At 69.6% G+C, this 24,059-nt stretch carries 22 protein-coding genes; 9 read left to right on the top strand and 13 right to left on the bottom strand.

What is annotated here, in order from left to right; all coding sequences use genetic code 11:
• Positions 1–2: 2 nt before the first annotated feature.
• The 9 genes from ABID97_RS28235 to ABID97_RS28195 form a co-directional block, all read right to left on the bottom strand.
• Positions 3–446, bottom strand: coding sequence for a MaoC family dehydratase N-terminal domain-containing protein (locus tag ABID97_RS28235; RefSeq protein ID WP_354402748.1), 444 nt, complete (start codon positions 444–446; stop codon positions 3–5).
• Position 447: 1 nt separating this feature from the next.
• On the bottom strand, positions 448–1,632 hold the full coding sequence (locus ABID97_RS28230; RefSeq protein WP_503012837.1) for a lipid-transfer protein: 1,185 nt from the start codon (positions 1,630–1,632) through the stop codon (positions 448–450).
• Between the two features lie 133 nt (positions 1,633–1,765).
• Positions 1,766–2,200 carry a PaaI family thioesterase gene (locus ABID97_RS28225; RefSeq protein ID WP_354402744.1) on the bottom strand — a complete coding sequence of 145 codons (435 nt, stop codon included), beginning with the start codon at positions 2,198–2,200 and terminating at the stop codon, positions 1,766–1,768.
• Positions 2,197–3,015 carry an SDR family oxidoreductase gene (locus tag ABID97_RS28220; RefSeq protein WP_354402742.1) on the bottom strand — a complete coding sequence of 273 codons (819 nt, stop codon included), beginning with the start codon at positions 3,013–3,015 and terminating at the stop codon, positions 2,197–2,199. The genes ABID97_RS28225 and ABID97_RS28220 overlap by 4 nt, the downstream gene beginning before the upstream one ends.
• A 17-nt stretch (positions 3,016–3,032) precedes the next feature.
• Positions 3,033–3,998, bottom strand: coding sequence for a tripartite tricarboxylate transporter substrate binding protein (locus ABID97_RS28215; RefSeq protein ID WP_354402740.1), 966 nt, complete (start codon positions 3,996–3,998; stop codon positions 3,033–3,035).
• Between the two features lie 41 nt (positions 3,999–4,039).
• Positions 4,040–4,459: a PaaI family thioesterase gene (locus tag ABID97_RS28210; protein WP_354402738.1), complete on the bottom strand. Its 420-nt coding sequence runs from the start codon at positions 4,457–4,459 to the stop codon at positions 4,040–4,042.
• Positions 4,459–5,961, bottom strand: coding sequence for a class I adenylate-forming enzyme family protein (locus tag ABID97_RS28205; RefSeq protein WP_354402736.1), 1,503 nt, complete (start codon positions 5,959–5,961; stop codon positions 4,459–4,461). Before ABID97_RS28205 ends, ABID97_RS28210 begins: the two co-directional genes overlap by 1 nt.
• A gap of 99 nt (positions 5,962–6,060) precedes the next feature.
• Entirely contained in the window at positions 6,061–7,074 is a 1,014-nt protein-coding gene (locus tag ABID97_RS28200) for an AraC family transcriptional regulator (protein WP_354402734.1), read from the bottom strand.
• Positions 7,075–7,138: 64 nt separating this feature from the next.
• Entirely contained in the window at positions 7,139–8,320 is a 1,182-nt protein-coding gene (locus ABID97_RS28195; protein ID WP_354402732.1) for a CaiB/BaiF CoA transferase family protein, read from the bottom strand.
• A gap of 177 nt (positions 8,321–8,497) precedes the next feature.
• Here ABID97_RS28195 and ABID97_RS28190 point away from each other — a divergent pair, with 177 nt between their 5' ends.
• Both ABID97_RS28190 and ABID97_RS28185 read left to right on the top strand, forming a co-directional pair.
• The gene (locus tag ABID97_RS28190; protein WP_354402730.1) at positions 8,498–9,151 is read left to right on the top strand and encodes an alpha/beta fold hydrolase; all 654 of its coding nucleotides are present in this window, start codon (positions 8,498–8,500) and stop codon (positions 9,149–9,151) included.
• Positions 9,152–9,234: 83 nt separating this feature from the next.
• Complete coding sequence (locus ABID97_RS28185) at positions 9,235–9,984, top strand: response regulator transcription factor (protein ID WP_354402728.1); 750 nt, start codon at positions 9,235–9,237, stop codon at positions 9,982–9,984.
• Positions 9,985–10,081: 97 nt separating this feature from the next.
• On the opposite strand, the gene oxlT is transcribed toward ABID97_RS28185, so the two are convergent.
• Positions 10,082–11,437: an oxalate/formate MFS antiporter gene (oxlT, locus tag ABID97_RS28180; RefSeq protein WP_354402726.1), complete on the bottom strand. Its 1,356-nt coding sequence runs from the start codon at positions 11,435–11,437 to the stop codon at positions 10,082–10,084.
• A gap of 224 nt (positions 11,438–11,661) precedes the next feature.
• On the opposite strand from oxlT, the gene ABID97_RS28175 reads away from it, so the two are divergent.
• Together ABID97_RS28175 and ABID97_RS28170 are read left to right on the top strand one after the other, a co-directional pair.
• On the top strand, positions 11,662–13,482 hold the full coding sequence (locus tag ABID97_RS28175) for a histidine kinase (protein WP_354402724.1): 1,821 nt from the start codon (positions 11,662–11,664) through the stop codon (positions 13,480–13,482).
• Positions 13,483–13,607: 125 nt separating this feature from the next.
• Positions 13,608–13,877 carry a hypothetical protein gene (locus ABID97_RS28170; protein WP_354402722.1) on the top strand — a complete coding sequence of 90 codons (270 nt, stop codon included), beginning with the start codon at positions 13,608–13,610 and terminating at the stop codon, positions 13,875–13,877.
• Between the two features lie 70 nt (positions 13,878–13,947).
• On the opposite strand, the gene ABID97_RS28165 is transcribed toward ABID97_RS28170, so the two are convergent.
• Positions 13,948–15,723: a tannase/feruloyl esterase family alpha/beta hydrolase gene (locus tag ABID97_RS28165; protein WP_354402720.1), complete on the bottom strand. Its 1,776-nt coding sequence runs from the start codon at positions 15,721–15,723 to the stop codon at positions 13,948–13,950.
• A 201-nt stretch (positions 15,724–15,924) separates the two neighbouring features.
• Here ABID97_RS28165 and ABID97_RS28160 point away from each other — a divergent pair, with 201 nt between their 5' ends.
• The 3 genes from ABID97_RS28160 (at position 15,925) to ABID97_RS28150 (ending at position 19,936) form a co-directional block, all read left to right on the top strand.
• Positions 15,925–17,457: a diguanylate cyclase gene (locus ABID97_RS28160; protein WP_354402718.1), complete on the top strand. Its 1,533-nt coding sequence runs from the start codon at positions 15,925–15,927 to the stop codon at positions 17,455–17,457.
• A gap of 97 nt (positions 17,458–17,554) precedes the next feature.
• Positions 17,555–18,691: a YihY/virulence factor BrkB family protein gene (locus ABID97_RS28155; protein ID WP_354402716.1), complete on the top strand. Its 1,137-nt coding sequence runs from the start codon at positions 17,555–17,557 to the stop codon at positions 18,689–18,691.
• A 117-nt stretch (positions 18,692–18,808) separates the two neighbouring features.
• Positions 18,809–19,936 (top strand): 3-deoxy-7-phosphoheptulonate synthase, encoded by a 1,128-nt coding sequence (locus ABID97_RS28150; protein ID WP_354402714.1) that lies wholly within the window; start codon positions 18,809–18,811, stop codon positions 19,934–19,936.
• Positions 19,937–19,954: 18 nt separating this feature from the next.
• On the opposite strand, the gene ABID97_RS28145 is transcribed toward ABID97_RS28150, so the two are convergent.
• Positions 19,955–20,767, bottom strand: a complete 813-nt coding sequence (locus ABID97_RS28145) for a class I SAM-dependent methyltransferase (RefSeq protein WP_354402712.1) — start codon at positions 20,765–20,767, stop codon at positions 19,955–19,957.
• 170 nt (positions 20,768–20,937) lie between these two features.
• Here ABID97_RS28145 and ABID97_RS28140 point away from each other — a divergent pair, with 170 nt between their 5' ends.
• Positions 20,938–21,357 carry a hypothetical protein gene (locus tag ABID97_RS28140; protein ID WP_354402710.1) on the top strand — a complete coding sequence of 140 codons (420 nt, stop codon included), beginning with the start codon at positions 20,938–20,940 and terminating at the stop codon, positions 21,355–21,357.
• A 190-nt stretch (positions 21,358–21,547) separates the two neighbouring features.
• The gene (locus ABID97_RS28135) at positions 21,548–22,570 is read left to right on the top strand and encodes an alpha/beta fold hydrolase (RefSeq protein WP_354402708.1); all 1,023 of its coding nucleotides are present in this window, start codon (positions 21,548–21,550) and stop codon (positions 22,568–22,570) included.
• A gap of 22 nt (positions 22,571–22,592) precedes the next feature.
• Here the strand turns inward: ABID97_RS28135 and ABID97_RS28130 are convergent, their stop codons facing one another.
• Positions 22,593–23,978, bottom strand: coding sequence for a DUF6351 family protein (locus ABID97_RS28130; RefSeq protein ID WP_354402706.1), 1,386 nt, complete (start codon positions 23,976–23,978; stop codon positions 22,593–22,595).
• Positions 23,979–24,059 lie beyond the last annotated feature (81 nt).

Raw genomic sequence — 24,059 nt, 5'->3', positions numbered from 1 at the left:
GTTCATTGGTTTCGCACCGCCGTGATGCAGCGCAATTCGGCCACGAGTTCATCACGCTGGTTGCTGACGCGTGTCTTGCGCACGACGAATTCGAGCGCGCCGTTCTTCTTGTCGTAGATGTCCTCGATGCGCTGGCGGAAGGTCAGCGTGTCGCCGGCATAGGCCATGGCGTGGTAGCTGAACCCCTGTTCGCCGTGCAGCAGGCTGCGGTAGTCCATGCCCAGCAGCTCGCGGATGGCCGCGGGGTTCGGCGCTTCCATCTCCAGGCAGAAGAAGAAGGTGGGTGGTACCGGCAGGCCCGGGTGCCCCGCATCGCCTGCCGCGGCTTCGTCGGTGTAGACGGGATCGGTCTGCCCCGTGGCCTTGGCGAAGAAGCGAAGGCGGCCTTTCTCCACAACCACCTGGAAGGGCGGAAGGTCGTGGCCGATGTGGCGGCGGTCGATCATCTCAAACCGCTTGGTACAGCGTGACGACGCAGGCGCCGCCGAGGCCCAGGTTGTGCTGCAGCGCGAGGCGTGCGCCTTCGACCTGACGCTGCTCCGCGCGGCCGCGCAGCTGCCACACCAGCTCCGCGCATTGCGCGAGGCCGGTCGCGCCGAGCGGATGGCCCTTGGACAACAGGCCGCCCGACGGGTTGGTCACCACGCGCCCGCCGTAGGTGTTGTCGCCCTCGACGATGAAGCGTTCGGCCGTGCCTTCGGGCGTGAGGCCCAGCGCCTCGTAGGTGATGAGTTCGTTGGCGGTGAAGCAGTCGTGCAGCTCGACCACGTCGAGCTCCTCGGGCCCGATGCCGGCGTCCTCGTACACCTGCCGGGCTGCGGCGACGGTCATGTCGTAGCCGACCAGCTTGCGCATGTCCTTGCTCTCGAAGGTGGAGGGCGTGTCGGTGGTCATGGCCTGGGCGGCAATCACCACGCGTTTGTCGAGGCCGTGCTTCTCGGCGAACTCGGCCGAGCAGACGATCGCTGCGGCCGCGCCGCAGGTTGGCGGGCAGCATTGAAAGCGCGTGAGCGGATCGAACACCACCGGCGAGGCCATGACTTCGTCGAGCGTCAGCGTCTGGCGGAACACCGCGAGCGGGTTGCGTGCGGCGTGCTGGCGCGCCTTCACCGAGATGCGGCCGAAGGTGTCGCGCCGGATGCCGTGCTGCGCGATGTAGTCGCGGCCGGCGCCGCCGAAGAACTGCGCGGCGCGCGGCGCTTCGGGAACGTAGCCCTGCTTCTCGGCCATCACATCGGCAAAGCGCGCCATCGGCGATGGCCGGTCGTCGTAGGCGCCCTTGAGCGCGCCGGGCTGCATCTGCTCGAAGCCGAGCGCAATGGCGCATTCGACCATGCCGCTCTCGACCGCCTGGCGCGCGAGGAACAGCGCGCTGGAGCCAGTGGAGCAGTTGTTGTTGAGGTTGAAGACCGGGATGCCGCTGAGGCCGACGCCGTAGATCGCGGCCTGCCCGGCGGTGGAGTCGCCGTAGACATAGCCGACATAGGCCTGCTGCACCAGCGAATAGTCGACGCCTGCGTCGTCGAGCGCGAGCCTGGCGGCGCGTGCACCCATCACGGTGTACGGGTCGCTGGCGCCGGGCTTGGTGAAGGGAATCATACCCACGCCGACCACATGGACGGGGCGTTGCATACGTGTCATGGAAACTCCTGATGGGACGCGGTGACGATGGAATGAGTCTCCGCCCGGGCACCGCGTCCGACAATCGCGGATCGGCCCAAAACGATTGGCCGAAACGCTCACCGGCGCGTTCGCGGCGCTGCGCTCACGCGGGGTCGCGGTAGCGGAAGGTGCCCATGGCGCGCGCCGCCACTTCGCCGCTCGCGTCGGTGACCGTGGCTTCGCAAAAGCACACCGAGCGCCCGCCGCCGGTGGCGCGTCCCTCGGCCTGCAGCACGCCGTTCGAAGGCCGCATGAAGGCGATGTGCATGTCGACGGTGACGACCTCGCGCGCATAGGCGACGCGCGAAAGCGCGGCATGCGCCATGGCGCTGTCGAGCAGCGTCATCAGCACGCCGCCGTGGCCGGCGGCATGGTTGTTCAGCAGCTCGGGGCGCAGCGCCACCGACACCAGCGACTCGCCGCCTTCGGCTCGCTCGACCCTGAGGCCGAGGTGCTCGGAAAACGGCACGTAGCGCTGCGGTCCGCTGCGCGGCCGGTCGTCGCCTCCGGGCGCCGTGCTCGCAAGCTGCAGGCTCATGGCGCGGCTCCCCGCTTCGACGCGGCAGCGGCGGCCGTGAAGTCGCGCGGCCCGGTCAGCGCGAGGCCGCCGTCCACGGGAATGACCGCGCCCGTGATGTAGGAGCCCCAGTCGCTCGCGAGCATCATCGCCATGCGGCTGATGTCCTCGATGCGGCCCAGCCGCTTGAGCGGCACGCGCTGGGCCATCGCGGCCATGGTGTCGTCGGTCGGTGCGAGCCGCTTCAGGCCCTCGGTGTCGGCGATGGGGCCGGGCACGATGGAGTTGATGCGGATGCCCTGCGGACCCCACTCCAGCGCCAGCACCTGCGTCAGCATGTCGACGCCCGCCTTGGCCGCGCACACATGGGCCTGGAACGGCGTGGGCGTGAAGGCCTGCCCGGCGGAGATCTGGATCACGCAGGCGCCGGGCTTGCGCAGGTGCGCGTGCGCGAGCCGCGCGACGTTGAAGCTGCCGAGCAGGTCGATGTCGACCACGGTCTTGAAGGCGTTGGGCGACATGTCGAGCGCGCTCGCAAGAAAGTTGCCCGCGGCGCCCGAGACCAGCACGTCGATGGGCCCGAAGCGTTCGGCGCCCGCTGCGAAGGCACGCTCCAGCGCCTCGGGCTGGCGCACGTCGGCCGGGATGCCTAGCGCCTCGGTGCCGAGTGCCTCGAGGCGCTGCGCGGCCGCGGCCACCTTGTCGGCCGAGCGGCTCAGCACCGTGAGCCGTGCCCCGGCACGCGCAAAGGCCTGCGCGATGCCGAAGTTGATGCCGCTGGAGCCGCCGGCCACGGCCACGTGGCGGCCCTTGAAATCGAATGCGGAAAAGTCCATGGGGTTCATTGCTCCTGTCACTCGGGCTTGAAGCCGATCTCGGCCAGCATCTTCCGTTCGCGCTCGAACTGTGCACGCGCGTAGTCGGCATAGCCCTCGCCGGTCATCAGCTTGGGCTGCATGTCGAACAGCTCCAGCTGCTGGAGGTAGGCGGGGTCGGCCGCGGCCTTGCCGAAGGCCGCGTGCAGCTTGGCGGCGATCTTCGGATCGAGGTTCTTCGGCGCCACCAGGCCCACCGGCGACTCGATCACCATGTCGTGGCCCAGCTCCTTCACGGTCGGCGCGTCGTAGCGCTTGAGCCGCTCCGCCGTGAAGGTGGCGAGCAGGCGCACCTTGCCGCCCTGCACCTGGGGTCCGAAGCCGGGATCGCCGTAGACGTCGAGATGGCGGCCGATCACCGCCTGGAAGGCCTCGCTGCCGCCCTTGTAGGGCACCAGGTTGAAGGAGGTGCCGGCCTGCCTGGCGAGCCGCTCGGCATAGATGCGGTTGATGCTGATCGCACCGACGTTGCCCCAGCTCACTGCGCCGGGCCGCTTCTTCGCGTCGGCCAGCAGATCGGGCAGCGACTTCCAGGGCGCGTCGGCGGCCACGACGATGCCGGTGGTGAGGCCGGCCAGCCCGATCAGGTAGGTGAAGTCCTTGAGCGGGTCCCAGGTCACCTTCTGCACCAGCGGCGCGCGGATCACCGAGTTGTGCATGACCGCGATCGTGTAGCCGTCGGCGTCGTTCATGGCCGCCAGCGATGCGGTGCCGGTGACGCCGCCCGCACCCGCCCTGTGCATCAGCACGATGGGCTGGCCCAGCTCCCTGGAGGCGGCCTCGGCCAGCGTGCGGAAGATCGGGTCGAAGGAGCCGCCCGGCGGGAACGGCAGCACGAGCTGGATCGGCTTGCTCGGATACGGGTCGGCGGCCTGCGCCAGCGGCGCGGCCAGCGCGCAGGCGGCCACCAGGGCCAGGGCCGCGCGGCGATGCATCTTCGTCATGGTGTTGTCTCCTGTCGTTTGAAATTTGCGGGTCATGAGGCTCATGCGGGTTGCGGCAGCGGCAGGTAGCGGAACGAGCCCTGCGCCCGCGCGACCACATGGCCCGCGTCGTCGCTGACCGAGGCGCGGCACCACGCCACGTTGGCGTCGTGCTGCACCACTTCGCCATCGGCCGTGAGGCGGCCGCGGCCCGGCGCGTGGAAACTGGTGTTGAGGTTGAGCGTGACGGCGGTGCGTTCGAAGTCGAACAGCGACACGGCGGCGCTGGCCATGACCACGTCGAGCAGCGTGACCAGCACGCCGCCATGCACGGCGCCGATGACGTTGCCGAGCTCGGCCCGCTCGTCGAGGACGAGGCGCGCGCGCCCGCCTTCGGAGAACTCGCGGCGCGCGTCCAGAAGCCGCATGAACGGCACCTGGCCGAACAGGTGGCGTCGGTCCGCGCCGGTGACGGGTTTCATCACGCCTGCACCCGTTCGCGCAGCACGTTCTTCAGCACCTTGCCCGCGGCCGACAGCGGCAGCTCGCGCATGAAGCTCACGGCGCGCGGGCACTTGTAGCCGGCCAGGCGCTCGCGGCACCAGGCGCGCAGCTCGTCGGCCGTGGCGGCACCCTCTCCGGCCAGCACCACCGCCGCGTGCACCGCCTCGCCCCAGCGCACGTCGGGCACGCCGATGACCGCCGCCTGCCGCACCTGCGGATGGCTGCGCAGCGCGGCCTCCACCTCGGCGCAGTAGACGTTCTCGCCGCCGCTGATGATCATGTCCTTGAGGCGGTCGACGATGAACAGGTAGCCGTCGTCCAGCATGCGGCCGGCATCGCCGGTGCGCAGCCAGCCATCGCGCAGCGCGGCGGCCGTGGCTTCGGGGTTGCGCCAGTAGCCCCGCATCACCATCGGGCCGCGCGCGAGGATCTCTCCCACTTCGCCGCGCGGCAGCTCGCGGCCGCTTTCGTCGGCGACGATGATCTCGGCACCGAGGCCTGCGCGGCCCACGGCATTGAGGCGGCCCAGCGCGCGCGCCTCGGGCCGGTGGTTGGCCGGCAGGTTGATGCACACCGCGCCCGCGGTTTCGGTGAGGCCGTAGGCCTGGAAGAACTCGGCATGCGGCCAGGCGGCCAGCGCGCGGTCGAGCAGGTCGGGCGGCATCGGCGCGGCGCCGAAGGCGATGCGCGTGAGGCTGCGCACGCGCTCGGCCGTGAACGAGGGATCGTCGAGCAATGACTGCAGCATGCTGGGCACCACGATGATGTCGCCGATGCGGTGCTCGGCAATGGCCTCGATCACCGCCGCGGGCCGGAACTGCGCCATGGTCACGCAGCTGCCGCCGACGATCAGCTGGCCGACGAGGCGCCCGAGCCCGGCCACATGAAACAGCGGCGCCACCAGCAGCGAGACCGAATCGGGCGCGTTGTTGAGCTCGGCGCCACGCGTCATCGACGCGGTCCAGAAGTTCGCGTGGCTCAGCATCACGCCCTTGGAGCGGCCGGTGGTGCCGCCGGTGTAGAGGATGGCTGCGAGCGCGTCGCCGCCGGTGCGCGTGTCGGCCAGCGGCTCCAGCGCGGCGGCTTCTTCTTCGAGCGCGCCGAGGCGCAGCAGCGGGGTCTCGCCGGCCGGTGCAAGAGTCAGCAGAGAGTCGTCCACGAGCAGCAGCGACGCTTCGCTGTCTTGCAGCGCATGCGCGAGCTCGGGCGTGCTCCAGCGGACGTTCAAGGGGCAGGCGACGGCGCCGAGCCACCAGCACGCGAGGATGGCGCTTACCAGCTGGTCGCTGTTGGGGGCGAGCAGCGCCACGCGGTCGCCGCGTGCAATGCCGCGCCGTGCCAGCGCGGCGGCCTGCCGTGCCACGCTGCCCGCCAGTTGCACGTGCGTCTGGCGCCGTGCGCCGCTGTCGCTCACGTGGGTGAGCGCCGTCATGCCGGAGTTGCGCTGGAGCGCGCGATGCAGGCCTTGGGTCAGGTACACGATGGGAGCCGCCGAGGGATAACGAAGATGCGGCACAGCTTATGGCGCACCGTGCGCCGCACCCATGGCGGGAAGCGCCAAAGGGCTTGGCGAAACCGCTCAGCGTTCGGGGCCGTGCGTGGCGCGGTACTCGCCGGGCGCCACGCCGGTCCACTGCTTGAAGGCGCGGTGGAAGGTGCTGGCTTCCGAGAAGCCCACGCGGTTGGCGATGTCGAGCAGCGGCAGCGGCGTGTGCAGCAGGTATTCGATGGCGGCGTCGCGCCGCAGCTCGTCCTTGATCTGCTGGAAGCCGCGGCCTTCGTCGCGCAGCCGGCGGCGCAGCGTCTGGGGCGTGACGGCGAGCGCATCGCCCACTTCTTCCAGCGACGGCAGCTCGCTGCCCAGCCGCTTGCGCAGCAGCCGGCGGATGCGCTCCGTGAGGCTGCTGGCGTCGCGGTACTTCACGATCAGGTTGGCCGGCGATCCAGCCAGGAACTCGCGCAGGCTCTGTGGCGATTGCACCACTGGCAGGTCGAGCCAGCGCGCCTCGAACGACATGCCGACATGCGCCTGGCCGTAGCGGATCGGCACCTGGTAGACCCGCGAGGTCTCCGTATTCGTCTGCTCGGCCGTGTAGTCGACCTCGAGCAGCGGAATGCGGCGCGCGACCAGCCATGACGATGCGTTGAAGGCAAACAGCATGAAAGCCTTCACCGCATAGTCCATCCGCGCATCGGCCTCGCGGCGCAGCACGAACTGCACGCGCGCGCTGCCGCCCTGCACCGTGAGGCGCGGCACGAAGTCGTCCAGCAGCAGGTGGTAGGCGGCAAAGCCGTCGCGCAGCGCCTCGCCGAGCGTGGCGCAGCGCACCAGCTGGCGCATGCACTGGCCGAAGCTGCCGGGCCGCAGCGGTTCGCTCAAGAGGCCCCAGATCTCGTCGCGCAGTTCGCGCCGCAGCGCGCGGATCAGCGATGCGTACTGGCGCTGCGAGATGCGCGCGAGCGGCGACTCCAGGAGCGAGGGCGCGATGCCCGCACGCACCAGCACGCGCGCCGGATCGACGCCGCGGTGGCGCGCGCCCATCAGGATGCTGTGCACCTGCTGGATGGCAACGGTGTGGTGGGTGGGCGTCATCGTTCGCGGCCGCTGCAATGCGGCCGTCGGGATTGTAGGCAGCGCTCCCGCAGGGGAGGGCGCTTCAATCGACGGCGCCGGCCGCGCGCAGGCCGGCCACGGCCGATGCGTCGAGCCCGGCCTGGCGCAGGATCTCGTCGGTGTGCTCGCCGGCGCGAGGGGCAGGGCGCGGCGGGGCGGGCTCGAAGCCGGTCATCTTGATGGGGCAGCCGAGCTGCGGCGGCGCCGCGTCGTCGGTGGCCACGCGCATGCCGCGCGCGCGGAAATGTGGATGTTCCAGCGTCTCGTCGATGCGCAGCACCGGCGTCACGCAGCCCACGCCGTCGTGGAACAGGTCGCGCCAGTGCGCGAGCGGCCGCGCGCGGAAGATGGCGGCCAGCGCGTCGCGCAGGCGCTCCTCGGTGGCGGCATCGCCGCTGCGGTGCAGCGGTGCGAGGTCGGGGCGCTCGAGCAGCCGGCACAGGTCCTGCCAGAACTTGGGTTCCAGCGCACCGACCGCCACCTGCCTGTCGTCGGCCGTGCGGTAGTAGCCGTAGCAGGCGAGGGCGCCCGTGAGCGCGCTGTGGCCGACGCGCGCCACCTGCCCGTGCTGGTGCAGGCCGGCCAGCGGCAGCACTGCATGGGCCAGCACGCCGTCGGCCATGGCGATGTCGACATGCCGGCCGCGGCCGGTTCGCGCGGCATCGAACAGCGCGGCCAGCATGCCGGCCACCGCGGTCATGGTGCCGCCCAGCAGGTCGGCCACCGGAAGGTTCGACAGGGCCGGGCCCGCGGCATTGCCGATCTGGTCGGCCACGCCCGCGAGCGAGGCGTAGTTCAGGTCGTGCCCCGGCGTGTCGCGCAACGGGCCGGTCTGGCCGAAGCCGCTGATGCTGCAATAGACGATGCGCGGGTTCACCGCCGCCACCGCGTCATAGCCCACGCCCAGGCGCTGCATCACGCCGGGCCGGAAGCCCTCGACCAGCACGTCGGCATCGCGGCACAGGCGAAGCAGCGTGGCCACGCCCTGCGCCTGCTTCAGGTCGATGCGGATCGCGCGCTTGTTGCGGTTGACGAGCGCGCGCACCGAGGGGCTTGCGTAGTCGCCGGCGCCGGTGTCTTCGATCTTGACGACGTCCGCGCCCAGGTCGGCCAGGTGCATGGTGCCCAGCGGTCCGGGCAGCAGGCGGGTCAGGTCGAGCACGCGCACGCCGGCGAGCGGCGCACCCGTGGATGCGCGCGCCGTGGATTCAGGAGAAGAGGTCATGTGGGCTGCAATCTAGGCGCTGTGCGGCAGCGCGGCAATGGCAGCAGCGCTCGAGCCGATTGGCGAAAAGCGTCAGGCGTGGTGCCTGCCTGCGTGCGGCGAATGGCTCCCGGAAGGTCTCCGGGCCACAATGAGCGCGGGCCGAATTGACTGCGGCCGCATTCGAGAGGACACACGATGGCAAGATTCATCCTGGTGCCGGGTGGCTGGCATGGAGGCTGGGCATTCGACGCGGTCGGCGATGCGCTTTTGCGCCAGGGCCATGACGTCCAGGCGCTCACTCTCTCGGGGCTCGGCGACGAGCCGGCGAGCGGAACCAATCTCGAGCGGCACATCGACGAGGTGGTGGAAGCCCTTCGCACGCGCGAGACGCAAGCCGTGCTCGCCGGCCATTCGTATGGAGGCATGGTCATCACCGGCGCGGCGGACCAGGAGCCCTCGCTGGTCAGGGCCATCGTCTATGCCGATGCGTACGTGCCGGAACACGGCGAGTCGGTCTGGGCACTCGCCGGGCCGGCCTACAGGGAGCGCTTCATCATGGGCGCCGCTGCGGACGGGTTGAACTGCGCGCCGCCGGCGCATCTGGACCGCCGGTGCCGTCCGCATCCGATCGCCACCTTCCTGCAGGCGATCGCGTTGACGGGCAACTGGCGCCTCGTGCGCAGCAAGGCCTTCATCGCGGCGTGCGGCTGGGAGGGCAGTCCGTTCGCCGATCTGTACCAGCGCCTGCAAGCGGACCCCGGATGGGCCACGCACGGCCTGGACTGCGCACACGATATCCCGCGGCTCGCGCCTGAAGCGCTCACGAAGATTCTCCTGGGGTACGCGTAGATCCAAAGGGTGCAGGCAGGCCGTGAGGCCGTACACATCTGCAACACCCTTTCCGCACGCCTCGGGGCACAATCGGCCTAGCCATGAGCACCACTGCCGAACCCTCGCCTTCCGCTGCGCAGGCCGCGCCGAAAATCCGCGTGCTGATTGCCGACGACCAGGCATTGATCCGCCGCGGCATGGCCATGCTGCTCGATGCCGCGCCCGACATCGAAGTGGTCGGCCAGGCCGCCGACGGCGTCGAAGCCGTGGAGCTGGCCCGCCGCGCGCGGCCCGACGTGGTGCTGATGGACCTGCACATGCCGCGCAAGGGCGGCGTGCTCGCCACGCGTGAGATCTCGGCCGCGCTGCCGCACACGCGCGTGATGGTGCTGACCACCTTCGACCGCGACGACCTCGTGTTCGACGCGGTGCGTGCCGGCGCGCAAGCCTACCTGCTCAAGGATGCCTCGGAAGAAGAGGTGCTGGACACGGTCCGCGCGGTGCATCGCGGCGAATCGCGGCTCACGCCGCAGATCGCGCGCAAGGTGATGGACCAGTTCCGCCTGCTCGCGGACCGCGTCGCGCAGGAGCCGGCTCCCGCACCCATGCCCGTGCCGGATGCGCGCGCCGAGGCCCAGGCCGGCACGTCGCCGCAGCCCGATGCGACCAAGCCGCTGACCGAGCGCGAGGCCGCGGTGCTCGAACTGATCGCCAAGGGCTACGGCAATCGGCAGATCGCCACCGCGCTGAACCTTGCCGAGGGAACGGCCAAGAACCACGTCAGCCGCATCATGCAGAAGCTTCACGCGAACACGCGCACCGAACTGGCGGTGCTGGTGTTGAAGAAGTAGTCCGCGACGCGCCTCGGCGCCTCCCTGAATGCGAAATGCACCCGTGAGACCGGCAAGGCCGGACCCACGGGTGCATTGAATTCAGAGAGCGGGACGCTCAGGCCGAGCGGCCTGCGGGCGAGAGCCCCGGCATCGCGATTTCAGGCGAAGGCGACGGCGATGGCGCATGCGATGCGGCAGCGTTGCCGGAGGTGTGACGGGCCAGCATCGGCCGCAGCGCGACGATGGCGAGGAAGGCCGCGAACAGGTCCAGCCCCGCGACCGTGTAGAGCACGGTCGACCAGGTGCCGGTGGCTTCCATCATCAGGTTGCCCAGCGGCACGAACAGCGCGCCGACACCCTTGGCGCAGTACAGCACGCCGTAGATCTTGCCGATGTGCTTGGTGCCGAAGGCATCGCCGGCGAGCGCGGAGAACAGCGAATACACCTCGCCCCAGGCCAGGAAGACCACGCCCGACAGGATCAGGAAGGCCCACGGGTTGTGGCCGAAGTAGCCCAGCGCGATGATGCCGATGCCTTCGAGCGTGAAGGCGATCACCATCGTCTTCTCGCGGCCGATGTGGTCGGAGATCCAGCCGAACAGCGGACGCGAAATGCCGTTCATGACCCGGTCGAGCATCAGCGCGAGCGGCAGTGCGGCCATGGTGACGAAGTACAGGTCCACCTTGAAGTTCTTCACGCCCAGGTCCTGTGCGATCACGCCCAGCTGGGCGACGGCCATCATGCCGCCGGTGACGACGCAGGAGAACATCAGGATCATGAGCCAGAACAGCGGCGTGCGAAGCGCTTCGCCCAGCGTGTAGTCGCGGCGGCTCTGCGCGAGCTTGGTCGAGCCGCGGACTTCGTTGCCCTTGGGCTGGCGCAGGAACCAGGCCGCGGCGAAGGCCAGCGAGCCCTGCAGCAGGCCGAAGAACAGGAACGCCTGTTGGAAGCCCGAGGATTCGATCATCGCGGCGATCGGCAGGATGGTGGCGGCCGAGCCGGCGCCGTAGCCGCCGGCCGTGAGGCCCACCGCCAGGCCGCGGCGGTCGGGGAACCACTTGAGCGCGTTGTTGATGCAGGTGGCATAGATCGAGCCCACGCCGATGCCGCCGATGGCCGCGCCAAGGTAGAAGCCCATCAGCGTCGTGGCCTGCGAGTTGACAACCCAGGCGGCGCCGATGAACAGTGCGCCGAAGGCCACGATCAGGCGCGGCCCGAACTTGTCGATGAAATAGCCCTCGATCGGCGCGAGCCATGTCTGCACCAGCACGAAGATGGTGAAGGCGATCTGGATCGACGCCCGCTCCCACCCGAACTTGCCCTGGATTTCCGGCACGAACAAGGTCCATGCGTACTGGATGTTCGCGGTGGCGATCATGCAGACGATGCCGACGGCCAGTTGCAGCCAGCGGTTGTCGAACAGGCGGGGCGGCGCGCCGGATGCGGGCTGTGCCGGGGAAGTGGGGTTCATTCGTTTGTCTCCGTTCGTTGTCGCGCCGATCGCGTCGCGGCACGTTGTCAGGGTTGTGAATCAGTCGCGCTGGGGGCACGGATCGCGATGGGTGCAACTGTTGCCGCAAACCGCCGCGGGCGCGCCTGCCGGAAGTCACGCGGCGGATCGAGACAAACCCCGAGTGCCAAGGGGAACTACCCATGCCGAAAGTCATGGCCTCCGTTTGCGAGAATCCGCATGCAATGAACCTCGCACGTCGCATCGATCCCCGGCGCTCCATGGCGGCCGCGATCGGCTGGCTGCTGATCGCGCTCACCCTGTGCCTGGCACTCGCGGCCAACCTGTGGCTGCGCAGCTTCGTGCGCACCACGCTGCTCGAGCAGCACGGCCAGCGCCTGGAGGCCGCGGCCGAACACGTCAATGCCGAGCTCGACACCGCACTGCTGCTGCGCCTGCAGGCCGTCAGCGTGGTGGCGACCATGCTGTCGGAAGACGTGCAGGACAGCCAGGGCGAACGCCTGAAGCGGTCGCTGCAGGCGGTGCGCCGCGGCGTGCCGGACCTGATCTGGCTGGCGGTGACCGACGCCGACGGTTTCATCGTCGCGGCGACGGACGAACAGGTGGTCGGCCAGAACGTCAACCAGCATGCATGGATCTCGCAAGGCCTGGACGCCGCGTGGATCGAGGACGGCCGCTCGCCGAACGAGCGCTTCCTGAAGCTCACCGCGCCGGTGAGCAACGCCGACGGCGCGATCATCGGCGTGGTTGCCGCCAACCTGAGCTGGAACTGGGTGCAGAAGATGGTGGGCGAGATCCGCGCCTCGCCGGGCGAATGGCTCCTGGTCGATCGCGACGGCATCGTGCGCCACGGTCCGGGCGCGCTGCTGGGCAAGCGCTGGCAAGACCTCGGGGAACCGGTCACGCCCTTCGATCCGACCGTGGCCGGCCTGGGCACCGACGGGTCCGATCTGCCGACGCGCATCCGCACCAGGCGGCTGCTGGACAACCGGCCCTACCTCATCGCGACCCCGCCCAATGCCCGCGACGGCACGCTGCGCCGGCTCGGCTGGCACGCGGTGGTGATCCAGCCGGTCGAATCGGTCGCGGCCTTTGCAACCGCCATCGAATGGCGCATCTCCATCGTGCTGAGCCTGCTGGGCCTGGCCGCCGCGGCGGCCGGTGTCGTGGTGGCGCACCGCCTCACGCGCCGCGTGAGCGTGATCGCGCATTCGGCCGACGCGGTGCTGGCCGGAAGCGCCACGCGCATCGAAGTGCCGCAAGGCGTCGACGAGGCCGCGCGGCTGGGCAGCGCGCTGGACCGCCTGCTGGACACGCTGCAGCGCGAGCGCGATGAACTGCGGCAACTCAATGCCGAGCTGGACGAACGCGTGCGCCAGCGCACCGAGGAGATCAACCGGCTGGCCAAGGAATCGCGCGACGCCGCGGTGGTGCGCGAGCGCCTGCGGCTGGCGCGCGGACTGCACGACACGCTGGCGCATTCGATGATGGCGATGCTCACCGAGATTCGGGTGCTCAAGCGCCTGGCGTCCAGCCGGCCCGATGCGCTGCCGGACGAGCTGGTCCGCGCCGAGCAGGCGGCCCGGGACGGCCTGGACGAGGCGCGCCGCGCGATCGAGCAGTTGCGCAGCAACCCGGTGCGCGACATCGGGCTGGGTGCGGCCCTGGCCGAACTGGCCAAGAGCCTGGGCGAGCGCTCCGGCATCGAGCTCGATGCCCGCATCGACCCCGAACTGTCCGCACTGGCGGCCGAGCCGGCGGAGACCGTGTTTCACATGTGCGAGGAAGTGCTGCGCAACGTCGAACGCCACGCGGGCGCGGCGAGGCTCCTGGTCCGCCTGCAGCGCGCGGCGGATGGCGGCGTCGAGCTGGAGATCGCCGACGATGGCATCGGCTTCGATCCGGGCGCCGAGGCGGCGGGCCACTACGGACTGGTGGGACTGCGGGAGCAGGCCGAGGCGATCGGCGCCCGGCTGCGCATCGAGAGCCGGCGCGGTGAAGGCACCCGCGTGTCGCTCGGCTGGTCGCACGCGGGCGCGGCATAGGCCGCCAGCCGGTCGTTCGAAAGCTGGGCAGTTCGGCCGCCTCGCACTATCCTGCGCACTCTCGGGCTGGGGATTGCGCCCAGGCGCAGTTCGCCCGCCTCATCCCTTTGCGGAGGTGCTGGCAAATGGACGAAGACCTCGATGCGATGTCCCGTGCGGAACTCGTCGCGGAAGTGCGGAAGCTGCGCGCCGCGATCCGGCAGCACAGGGATTCCAGCAGCCACGAGCTGTGCTGGCACCACCCGGACCTTTGGCTGCTGCTGCCGGAGCGATTGGAACCGGCCATCGCCGTTCCCGCGTGGCCGCAGTTCATGCGTGGTTGCATCAGGTACCGGCAATCCCTCGACGAGCAGGCTCCTGGTGCGCCTCGTACAGGCCAGGAGTTCGATGAGTGAGGCTGGCCGGCATCCATCCGAAGGGTGGCACGGCACCGGCGACGCGACGCGCTGCGCAGCGCCGTGTCGCCTATCGGCAGGAAAAGCTCGCGGCCGACTCGAGGCTGCCGCCCATGTAGACCGCGGTCTGTGGGTAGGGGCAGAGCGGCCGTGTGCGAGCGGGTGACCAGTCGGCCGGCACTTCGGCATTGACCACGTTGGCGCCGGGCCCGCGTGCGTTGGCAATGACCGAGGCGGGCGCCTTGCCCTGTTCCACCCACGCGACCAGCGGTGCGAGCATGTCGAACTGGTCGGTGGCCGGGCCGCCGCCGCAATGGTTCATGCCGGGCACCGGGAAGAAGCGCGCGAAACCGGAGGCATCGCCGCCGTTGGCCGCGCGCAGCTGCTCGTACCAGCGCGTGGTGTCGTCCGACGAGAACACCGCATCGCTGGTGCCGTGGTACACGATGAGCTTGCCGCCGCGCTGGCGCAGCGCCGACAGGTTGGTGGGATTGGGCGGCGTCATGAACGACATCGCCGACTCGGTGTAGAGCGCCGTCGTCGCGAAGATGCCCGGCGCATCGGCGTCCATGCTGAAGCCGAGCGCAAAGTCGATGCCGGGCGGACGGCTCGTGCCCAGCGGCGGCGTGCTGAAGACGAAGCCCACGGCGGCGGTGTCCAGGTTCTGCGAATTGGCGAACTTCCACTGGCGCCAGTCGGCGCCCCTGATGCCCGCGTCGTACGGAAAGCCGCTGTACAGCGCGGTGCCGGCGCTGTTGCGCGCGCCCGTGAAGACGTTGTCGAGCACGGTCTTCTGCGCGGCCGTGAGGCAGCTGCCGTTGCGCGTGGCGCCGCAGGTGGGCACGGCGCTCGCCAGGTCGAAGGCCTGCTTGCAGCTTTGCACGTCGGCCACGATGCCGTCGGTCGCGCCGTCGATGGCGTCGCAGCGCGCGAGCACGGCGTTGGCCACCGTGGTCATCTCCGCGGGCGTGAATGCGGTCTGCAGGTCCGGCTTGCCGGCCGGCGTGGTGGCGGTGGTCACCTTGGCATATTGCTGCACGCCATAGAGCTGGGCCACCGCGGCTTTCGGCAGGTTGAAGCCCGGGTTGCCGGCCAGGATGCCGTCGTACTGGCCTGCGGACCGGGCCGCGGCCACCATCGCATGGCGGCCGCCGTTCGAGCAGCCGCCGAAGTACGAGCGGTCGGGTGCGCGCCCGTAGGCCGCGGCAATCAGGTTCTTGGCCATGGGCGTCAGTTGCGCGACGGCGTTGTAGCCGTAGTCCAGCCGCGCCTGCGGGTCGATGCCGAAGGTCGGGATCTGCGCGCCCGAGTGCCCGGCGTCGGAGCTGATGACCGCGAAGCCCCTGTGCAGTGCGGTGCTCGTGGGCGCACCACCGCCGATGCCGCCCGTCGCGCGCGCCACGCTGCCGTCGAGCCCGCCGTTGGCCTGGTAGAAGAACCGGCCGTTCCAGTCGACCGGCAGGCGCATCTCGAAGCCGATGGCGTAGGTCTTGCCATCGACACTGCTGGTGCGTTGGTTCATCTGGCCCTGCACCAGGCAGTGCGCGGGCGCCGGCGTGCCCACGCCCACCACGGCGAGCGTGCCCGCCGGCACCGTCGTCACGCTGGTGTAGACGGTGTTGGCGAAGGTTGCCTTGCTCGCGAGATCGCTGCAGGACTGCAGTGTGCCGGGGCGCGCCTCCGGCAACGCGCCGCTCCCGACGCCCGGGGCGGGCGGAACGAAGGCAAAACCGGTGTTGCCACCGCCGCCGCCCCCGCCGCCGCCGCCCCCGCAGGCGGCGAGCACGGAAGCTGCGGCCAGCGCGGCCCAAGCTGGGCGGCGCGAAGAGAACATGATCTGGCGCATCGGTGTCTCCTTGCCGGGTGCTATCCGGCGATGATGAAGTTATTCAAGATAATCAATATAGTTTTATTGAATAACTAAAAAATAGGGCAAACCCTGCCGCCGGGGTGCGGGGTGCCCCGCTGTTTTGCGTCGATTCGGCGCCATCGGGGCCCGGATGTGTCAAAGTGCGACCGACCCTTGATCCGACCCTGGAACCCCAACGTGTTTCGCCGACCCTCCATCACCTTCAGGACGATGGCCTTCGTGGCCATCGTCTGCCTTGGCCTGCTGGCGATCGACGGCTGGAACAGCTGGCAGTCGCGCACGGTCCAGTTGCGGCAGATGAACGTGGCGGCCTCGAACCTTGCGCGCGCGATGGCGCAGCAGGCCAACGACACGCTCAAGGCGGCGGATTCGGCGCTGGTCGGCATCGTCGAACGGGTCGAACACGACGGCACCGGACCGGCGGCGGTCGAGCGGCTTCGCAAGGTGCTGGGCGCGCAGGTCGACGAGTTTCCGCAGCTCGACGGCCTGCACATCTACGACCAGGACGGCAACTGGGTCGCGAACTCCCGCCGCACGCCGCCGCAGAACCTGAACAACGCGAGCCGCGAGTACTTCATCTTCCATCGCACGAACGAAGACCGTGGCCCGCACATCGGCATTCCGGTGAAGAGCCGCACCAGCGGCGAGCTGCTGGTGCCGGTGTCGCGGCGCATCAACCATGCGGACGGCAGCTTTGCCGGCGTGGCGCTCGCGACCATCGACATCGACTTCTTCATGAAGTTCTACGGCAGCCTGGACATCGGCGAGGGCGGCGCGGTGGCGCTGGTGCTCGACAGCGGAACGATGATGACGCGCCGGCCGTTCGTGGCCGAGATGGTCGGGCGGGACATGCGCGATACGGGGCTGTTTCGCGCCTATGCCGCGCAGGGGGGAGCCGGCGCCGCGTTCATCAAGTCGGCGCAGGACGGCACCATGCGGCTGAACAGTTTCCGCCGGCTCGAGGACTACCCGCTGTTCGTCAGCGCGGCCTTGTCGAAGGACGAGACGCTGGCCGGCTGGTGGCAGGAAACGCTCTGGCATACGGCCGGCGTCATGGTGCTCGCGCTGGTCGTCGGATTCGTCGGATGGCGGCTGGTCAAGCAGTTCGAACTCCAGATCAAGACGGAGGACGAGCTGAGGCACGCGCGCGACGCGCTGGAGACGCTGAACAAGACGCTCAACACGCTGGCCATGGAAGACGGCCTGACCGGGCTCGCGAACCGCAGGCAGTTCGACGTGACGCTGGACAACGAGTTCGGCCGCGCGATGCGCAATGCCAGCACGCTCGCGCTGATCATGATGGATGTGGACTGCTTCAAGCAGTACAACGACATCTACGGCCACTCGGCCGGCGACGAATGCCTGCAGACCATCGGCCGCACCATCGCCCGGGTCGCGGGCCGGCGGCCGGGAGACCTGGCGGCGCGCTACGGCGGGGAAGAATTGGCGGTGCTGCTGCCGAACACCGACGTGGCGGGGGCGGTCGTGTTGGCGGAGCGCATCCGCAGCGCGGTACGCGAACTCAAGATCGTCCATGCCGGCACCGAAGACGGATTCGTGACGTTGAGCGCGGGCGTGGATGCACTCCAGCCCTTGCCCGGCGCGGCGCAGCCCAAGGAACTGATCCGTGCCGCGGACCAGGCGCTGTATGCGGCGAAGGCCGGCGGGCGCAACCGCGTGTGCGCGGCGATGCGGACCGTGCCCGCCTAGCTGCACTGCCGCGGCTCGCGCTCACCGCGGGCCTTGCACGCTGAAGCGGCGTCTGCCTACAAAGCCGCCTTTGTGAAAGAGCGACTTTCCATCTCCCATGAACAAGCTCAAGCACCTGCTACGCCTGTGCAAGGAGGCCGCAATGGCCTGGGTGGACGACTATGCGCCGAGCATGGGAGCTGCGATCTCGTACTACACGATGTTCTCGCTGGCGCCGCTGCTGGTGATCGTGATCGCGTTGGCGGGCGCGCTGTTCGGCGCGGAGGCGGTGCAAGGCCAGATCGCCGCGCAGCTGACGGGCTTGATCGGGCAGGAAGGCGCCGAGGCGGTCCAGGCGCTGATCAAGAGCGCGAACGAACCGTCGCGCGGGCTGATTGCCGGAGGCATCAGCGCCGTGGTGCTCGTCGTCGGTGCGACCACCGTCTTTGCCGAACTGCAGAGCGCACTGGACCGCATCTGGCACGTGCCCGAGCGTGCGAAGCCCAGCGGCGTGTGGGGCATCCTGCGCGCCCGGGTGCTGTCGTTCGGGCTGATCCTGGGGCTTGCGTTCCTGCTGATGGTGTCGCTCGTCGTCAGCGCCATGCTCGCGGCGCTGGGCAACTGGAGCGTCGGCTTTTTTCCGGGGTGGGAGCTGGTGCTCCAGATCGTCAATGCAGTGCTCACGCTGTGCATTCTCACGGTGCTGTTCGCCATGATCTACAAGCTCATGCCGAGTGCGCCCATCGCATGGCCCGACGTGTGGATCGGCGCGGCGGTGACCGCCGTGCTGTTCGAAGTGGGCAAGGTGCTGATCGGCCTGTATCTCGGCAAGAGCAGCGTGACCGAATCCTTCGCCGCGGCCGGATCGCTGGTGGTGCTGCTGGCGTGGGTGTACTACGCGGCGCAGATATTTTTGCTTGGCGCGGAATTCACGAAGGTCTATGCGAACGCCCACGGCTCCGTGGCCGCGGGCAAGGCCACGGCGGCCACCGAACTTGCCGCCCGCCAGTCGGAGCAGGGCACCGACAGCAGCGCGGTGCGGGCGCACGAGCTCGAGGACGACACCGAGACGCTCGAGAAGGTCGAGGAGACTCGGCGCAAGCTCGAGGACCGCACGCGCAAGGCCACCGCCAAGCTCCTGCAGCAGGCCGTGGGCCTTTTCGTGATCAGCGTGGCGACGCGCGTGGTGGCGCGCAAGCACCGCCAGGCGCGCCGCGACGCGGCTCGGGTGCGCGGCAACAAGGCTGTTCGCTGAGTGCCCTCCCGGCGCGTGCCGGGGCGAACGGAACGGGTCATTCTTTTCTGAAAAGGCGCCGCTGCCTTCGAGAGGACAATCGAGGCAGCCCCTTTTCCGAAAATCAAGACCACGACCATGCCCCGTCTCGACGACCCCCTTCACGACGCCGAAATCGGCTCCCGCGACAGCACGCTCGACACCACGCGCATCGACGACGTGCGCATCGGCGCCGTTCGTCCGCTCATGACGCCTGCCTTGCTGCAGGAACGCGTGCCGGTGCGCGACAACACGCTCGCGCTGGTCGAGGGCAGCCGTGCCGCCATTGCCGACGTGCTGCACGGCCGCGACGACCGGCTGGTGGTCGTGGTCGGCCCATGCTCCATCCACGACCACGACCAGGCGATCGAATACGCGCAGCGGCTGAAGGCCGTCTCCGACTCGCTGCAGGACGACCTGCTGATCGTGATGCGGGCCTATTTCGAGAAGCCGCGCACCACCGTGGGCTGGAAGGGCTACATCAACGACCCGCACCTGGACGGCAGCTTCGCGATCAACGAAGGGCTGGAGAAGGCAAGGCGCCTGCTGCTCGAGCTGACCACGCTGGGCCTGCCGACGGGCACCGAGTTCCTGGACCTCCTGAGCCCGCAGTTCATTGCCGACCTGATTGCCTGGGGCGCCATCGGCGCGCGCACCACAGAGAGCCAGAGCCATCGGCAGCTTGCCTCGGGCCTGAGCTGCCCGGTCGGCTTCAAGAACGGCACCGACGGGAGCGTCAAGGTGGCGGCCGACGCGATCCTTGCGGCGCGCGCACCGCACGCCTTCATGGGCATGACCAAGATGGGCATGGCGGCCATCTTCGAGACGCGCGGCAATGACGACTGCCACGTCATCCTGCGCGGCGGCAAGGCGCCCAACTATTCGGCCGCGGATGTCTCGGCCGCCTGCGAGGCATTGCTGGCGAACGGGCTGCGGCCGCAGGTCATGGTCGACGTCTCGCACGGCAACAGCAGCAAGCAGCACCAGCGCCAGATCGTGGTCGCCGAAGACGTGGCGGCACAGATCGCGGGCGGCGAGCGGCGCATCACCGGCCTCATGATCGAGAGCCATCTCGAGGAAGGCCGCCAGGACCTGAAGCCGGGCGTCACGCCGCGGCACGGCGTGTCGATCACCGATGCCTGCATCGGCTTTGCGCAGACGGTGCCGGTGCTCGAGAGCCTGGCTTCGGCGGTCAAGGCGCGGCGGCGCCTGTCGAAGGCCAACTGAGGCCGGACCGGGGCCGCGCTATCCCGCGGCCACGATCACGTGCGCCTGGATCTTGCCGGCCACCGGGCCCTGGCCATGCCGGCTCGCGATCGCCTGCGCCGCGCGGTCCGTCGCCTCCCCGAGCAAGCGCGCGTCGCGCGCCTCGATCTCGTTGCGCAGCGGCGTTCCCTGGCAATAGGCCATCGCGACGTCGCGGGCCGAGGGTCCGCGGCTCAGCTTCTCGAGCGTCTCGATCCGGATGTCGGCAAAGCCCGCGCGCCGAAGGTCTTCGCGGATCAGCGCGGTGTCGTGGTAGCCGTGCGGCGTGCGCGCGAGGAATCGCGGCGGGTCGTGCGCAAAGACGGTGGCCACGGCACGGGTGACGTCGTCCGCAAACGCGTTTTCCTCGATCCGGTCCCACACGTTGAAGACAAAGTGCCCGCCCGGCCGCAGCACGCGGCGCGCCTCGGCGTAGCCGGCGGACCGGTCGGGGAAGAACATCGCGCCGAACTGGCAGCAGACCACGTCGAACGAGGCATCGTCGAACGGCAGCGCGAGCGCATCGGCCTGCCGCCATTCGATCCGGCCGTCGGGACCCTGCCGTGCGGCGGCATGGTCGAGCATGGGCTGGTTCAGGTCGGTGACCACGTAGCGTGCGACGGCGCCGAGCCGGGGTGCCAGCGCGCGCGTGACCGCGCCGCTGCCGGCTGCGGTTTCAAGCACCGCAGCGGGCGCGAAGGCCGCGACCCGCTCCGCCATGTCCGCCGCATAGGCCTCGAAGATCAGCGGCACCATCAGCGTGTCGTACATCCGGGGAATCGAACCCGCGAAAAGCTTGTCGTTCTCGGCCATGGCGATCTCCTTGCAGGCCCTGCGCGAAGCCTGCGGGCTCCGCTGCGGGAATGCGTCATCGTGGCCCTGCGCGCGCATCCCGTCAACATCGCGGCGTAGGTCTTCCCGCTGCTGCCGCTCGCTCCCATACTTCGGCTGGCGGCCCGGACGGCCGCGACGGAGGATTCCGGATGCTCCCCATGGTCATTGCGCTCATCGCCACGGTCGTCCTGCTCGTGTGGATGGGTTTCTTCATGATGGGCTCGCTGCCATTGCTGGTGCTCAAGCACGACACCCCGCTGGACTCGCGCTTCATCCGCGGCCTGTTCAACGTGTACTACGTGGCCGTGACGCTGACCGCCAGCGCGGCAGCACTGAGCTATGCCTGGTCCGGCAGGCCGGCCTTCGCGCTGGGCATGGCCTGCATCGCGTCACTGGCGTTCGCGCTGCGCCGCTGGATCATCATCCCGCGCATGGACCTGCTGCGCCACTCCATCCCGGAGACCGGCAATTCGGTGTACCGGTTCCGCCGGCTTCATGTCGCCGGGATGATGCTCAACGTGGTCCAACTGGCCACCGTGGCCTTGGCCTTGACGCGCCTGGGTCTGTAGGGGCGGGCCGGCGGGCGGCCGCGGTTTGAAATTTATTGTCCGCGAAGCCGCGCTGGATACACAGGCATACGCAAGCCGGGCGGCGGGCGGCCTTCGCGCCGAACAATCGCTTCACCGGGCCGGACAGCGCATGCGATCCGGCCGGCAAGCCCACCACCCGATGCCCGCCACAGACCCGAAAGGACTCCCGATGACCGCTTCCCTCCAGCTGCCCCGCCGCTCTTTCCTCGCCAAGGCGGCGCTCGGCCTGGCCGCCGCCCAGCTGGGCGCGATGACGCCCGCGTTCGCGCAAACCACTGGCACCGGCAGCGCCGCACGCCTCGAGCCGCTCAAAAGCATCGAGGCCGGCAGCCTGCGCATCGGCTACTACGAGGCCGGGCCCGCGGATGGCGCGGCGGTGATTCTTCTCCACGGCTGGCCCTATGACATCCACATGTTCGCCGACGTCGCACCGCGGCTTGCCGCTGCGGGCTTCCGCGTGGTCGTGCCGTACCTGCGCGGCTATGGCACCACCCGCTTCCTGTCGGCCGACACGCCGCGCAACGGGCAGCAGTCGGCGGTGGCCGTCGACATCGTCGCGCTGATGGATGCGCTGAAGATCCCAACCGCGACCGTTGCGGGCTGCGACTGGGGTGCGCGCACGGCCTGCATCATGGCCGCGCTCTGGCCCGAGCGCGTGAAGGCACTGGTGTCGGTCAGCGGCTACCTCATCGGCAGCCAGCAGGCCGGCAAGAATCCGCTTGCGCCCGAGGCCGAGCTGCAGTGGTGGTACCAGTACTACTTCGCGACCGAGCGCGGCCGTGCGGGCTACGAGAAGAACCGGCACGATTTCGCCAGACTCATCTGGCAGCTCGCATCGCCGAAGTGGAACTTCGACGCGGCCACGTTCGAGCGCAGCGCCGTGGCCTTCGAGAACCCCGACCACGTGGCCATCACGGTCCACAACTACCGCTGGCGCCTCGGCCTGGCCGATGGCGAGGCGAAGTACCAGGCGCTGGAAGACCGGCTCGCCAAGGCGCCGGTGATCGGCGTGCCGACCATCACGCTCGAAGGCGATGCCAACGGCGCGCCGCACCCCGACCCCAGCGCCTATGCGAAGAAGTTCTCGGGCCGCTACGAGCACCGGCTGGTCGCCGGCGGCATCGGCCACAACCTGCCGCAGGAAGCGCCCCAGGCTTTCGCGAAGGCCGTGGTCGACGTGGCGCGCGGGTGAGCCCGCCCACCCGCGCCGCCGCTCAGGAGCTGCAGGCGTAGTTGGCGGCCAGCTTCGCAGCGGCCGCGTCGTTGGCCGGCCCCGTGTATCGCGGATATTGCGGGTACTGGCACAGGGGCCGGCTCAGCGCCACCGTGCCGTCGCCGTCGCGCTTCTGTGCAACCAGCGTGGCAGGTGCCTTGCTCTTGGTCACCCACTGGTCGAGCGCCGTCAGCAGGTCTGCCGTGTCGGCACCCGGTCCTCCGGCGCAATGGTTCACGCCCGGCGCAATGTAGAAGCGCGTGGACGCATCGGCCGCCGCGGCGCCCACTGCGCTTCGCATGTTGCCGTAGTACTCCACGGTCGACCTGGCACTGAGCGCGGCGTCGTTGCCGCCATGCCAGAGGATCAGCTTGCCGCCGCTGTTGAGGAACGGCCGGATGTCGGTGTTGGTGGCATCGTTGAGCGCGGCCATGGCGTAGAGCGCGTTCTGGTTCTGGTCCCAGGGCGTGTAGGCCAGCGAGCTCGCAGTCCGGTCGCGGGCGAGATAGTTCTTCACGGTCGTATCCTGGAACAGGAACTGCAGCGCCATCGTGACGTCGCCGTCGCCCGTGAGCCAGGTCCTCCAGGCACCGGGATCGTCCTCGTTGCCGGTCAGGTTCCAGCCTGCGTTGCGGAAGGTGGTGCTGCCTGTGAAGGTGGCTTCGGTGGTCCACGAGGCCACCACGCCGAGCTGTGCATCCGACAGGCAGCTGTCGCCGCCATCGGTGCCGCCTGCGCAGCGCAGCGCGGCCACGTTCACGAGCGCCGGCGTGCATGCGGCCTGGTTGGACACGACGCCGTCCACGACGCCGTCCAGGCCGTCGCAGGCGTCTCGCACATGCTTGCCCAGCAGGGCGGTCTTTGCCGCGCTGAATGCGCCGCCAGGCGCGGCGAGCGCCTTCGAGTTCCGATTGAAGGCGCCCATGAAGCCCACCCAGTTGTACGCGGGCGCACGTGCGATGACGCCATCGAAGAGATTGGGCGAGCGCTGCACCGCCATCAAGGCTTCTCGTCCGCCGTTGGAACAGCCCTCGAAGTACGACTTCGCCGGCGGCGCCCCGTAGGCGGCCGCCAGCGTCTCGGTCGCGGTCGACATCACGGTGGGCACCGAGAGGCTGCCGAACAGCTGGGCGGCGAAGGTGTCGGTCAACGCGAAGTTCGCGCTCAAGGCATTGTCCTGGTGGCCGGAGTCGCTGGCGGCCACGGCGTAGCCCTGGCGGAGGGCTTCTGCCGAGGGCGGCGTGATGGCGCCGTTGTAGCCGCCGCCGCCCTGGTAGTAGAGCTTGCCGTTCCATGCCTCGGGCAGGGAGATCTGGAAGTTCAGCGAAGGGGAAATGGTGCCGGTCACCTTGCAGTACACGGGAACGTCTGCGGTCGCGGCCGACATGGCGGCGGAGAGTGCAGCGCCGGCCACGGTTTTACCGGACAGTTCGCCGCACGCCTTCTGGGCCGTGACGACGGGCGGGGC

The organism is Variovorax sp. OAS795, from assembly GCF_040546685.1.
Taxonomy (GTDB): domain Bacteria; phylum Pseudomonadota; class Gammaproteobacteria; order Burkholderiales; family Burkholderiaceae_C; genus Variovorax.
This window is presented reverse-complemented; position numbering and strand designations above follow the sequence as displayed.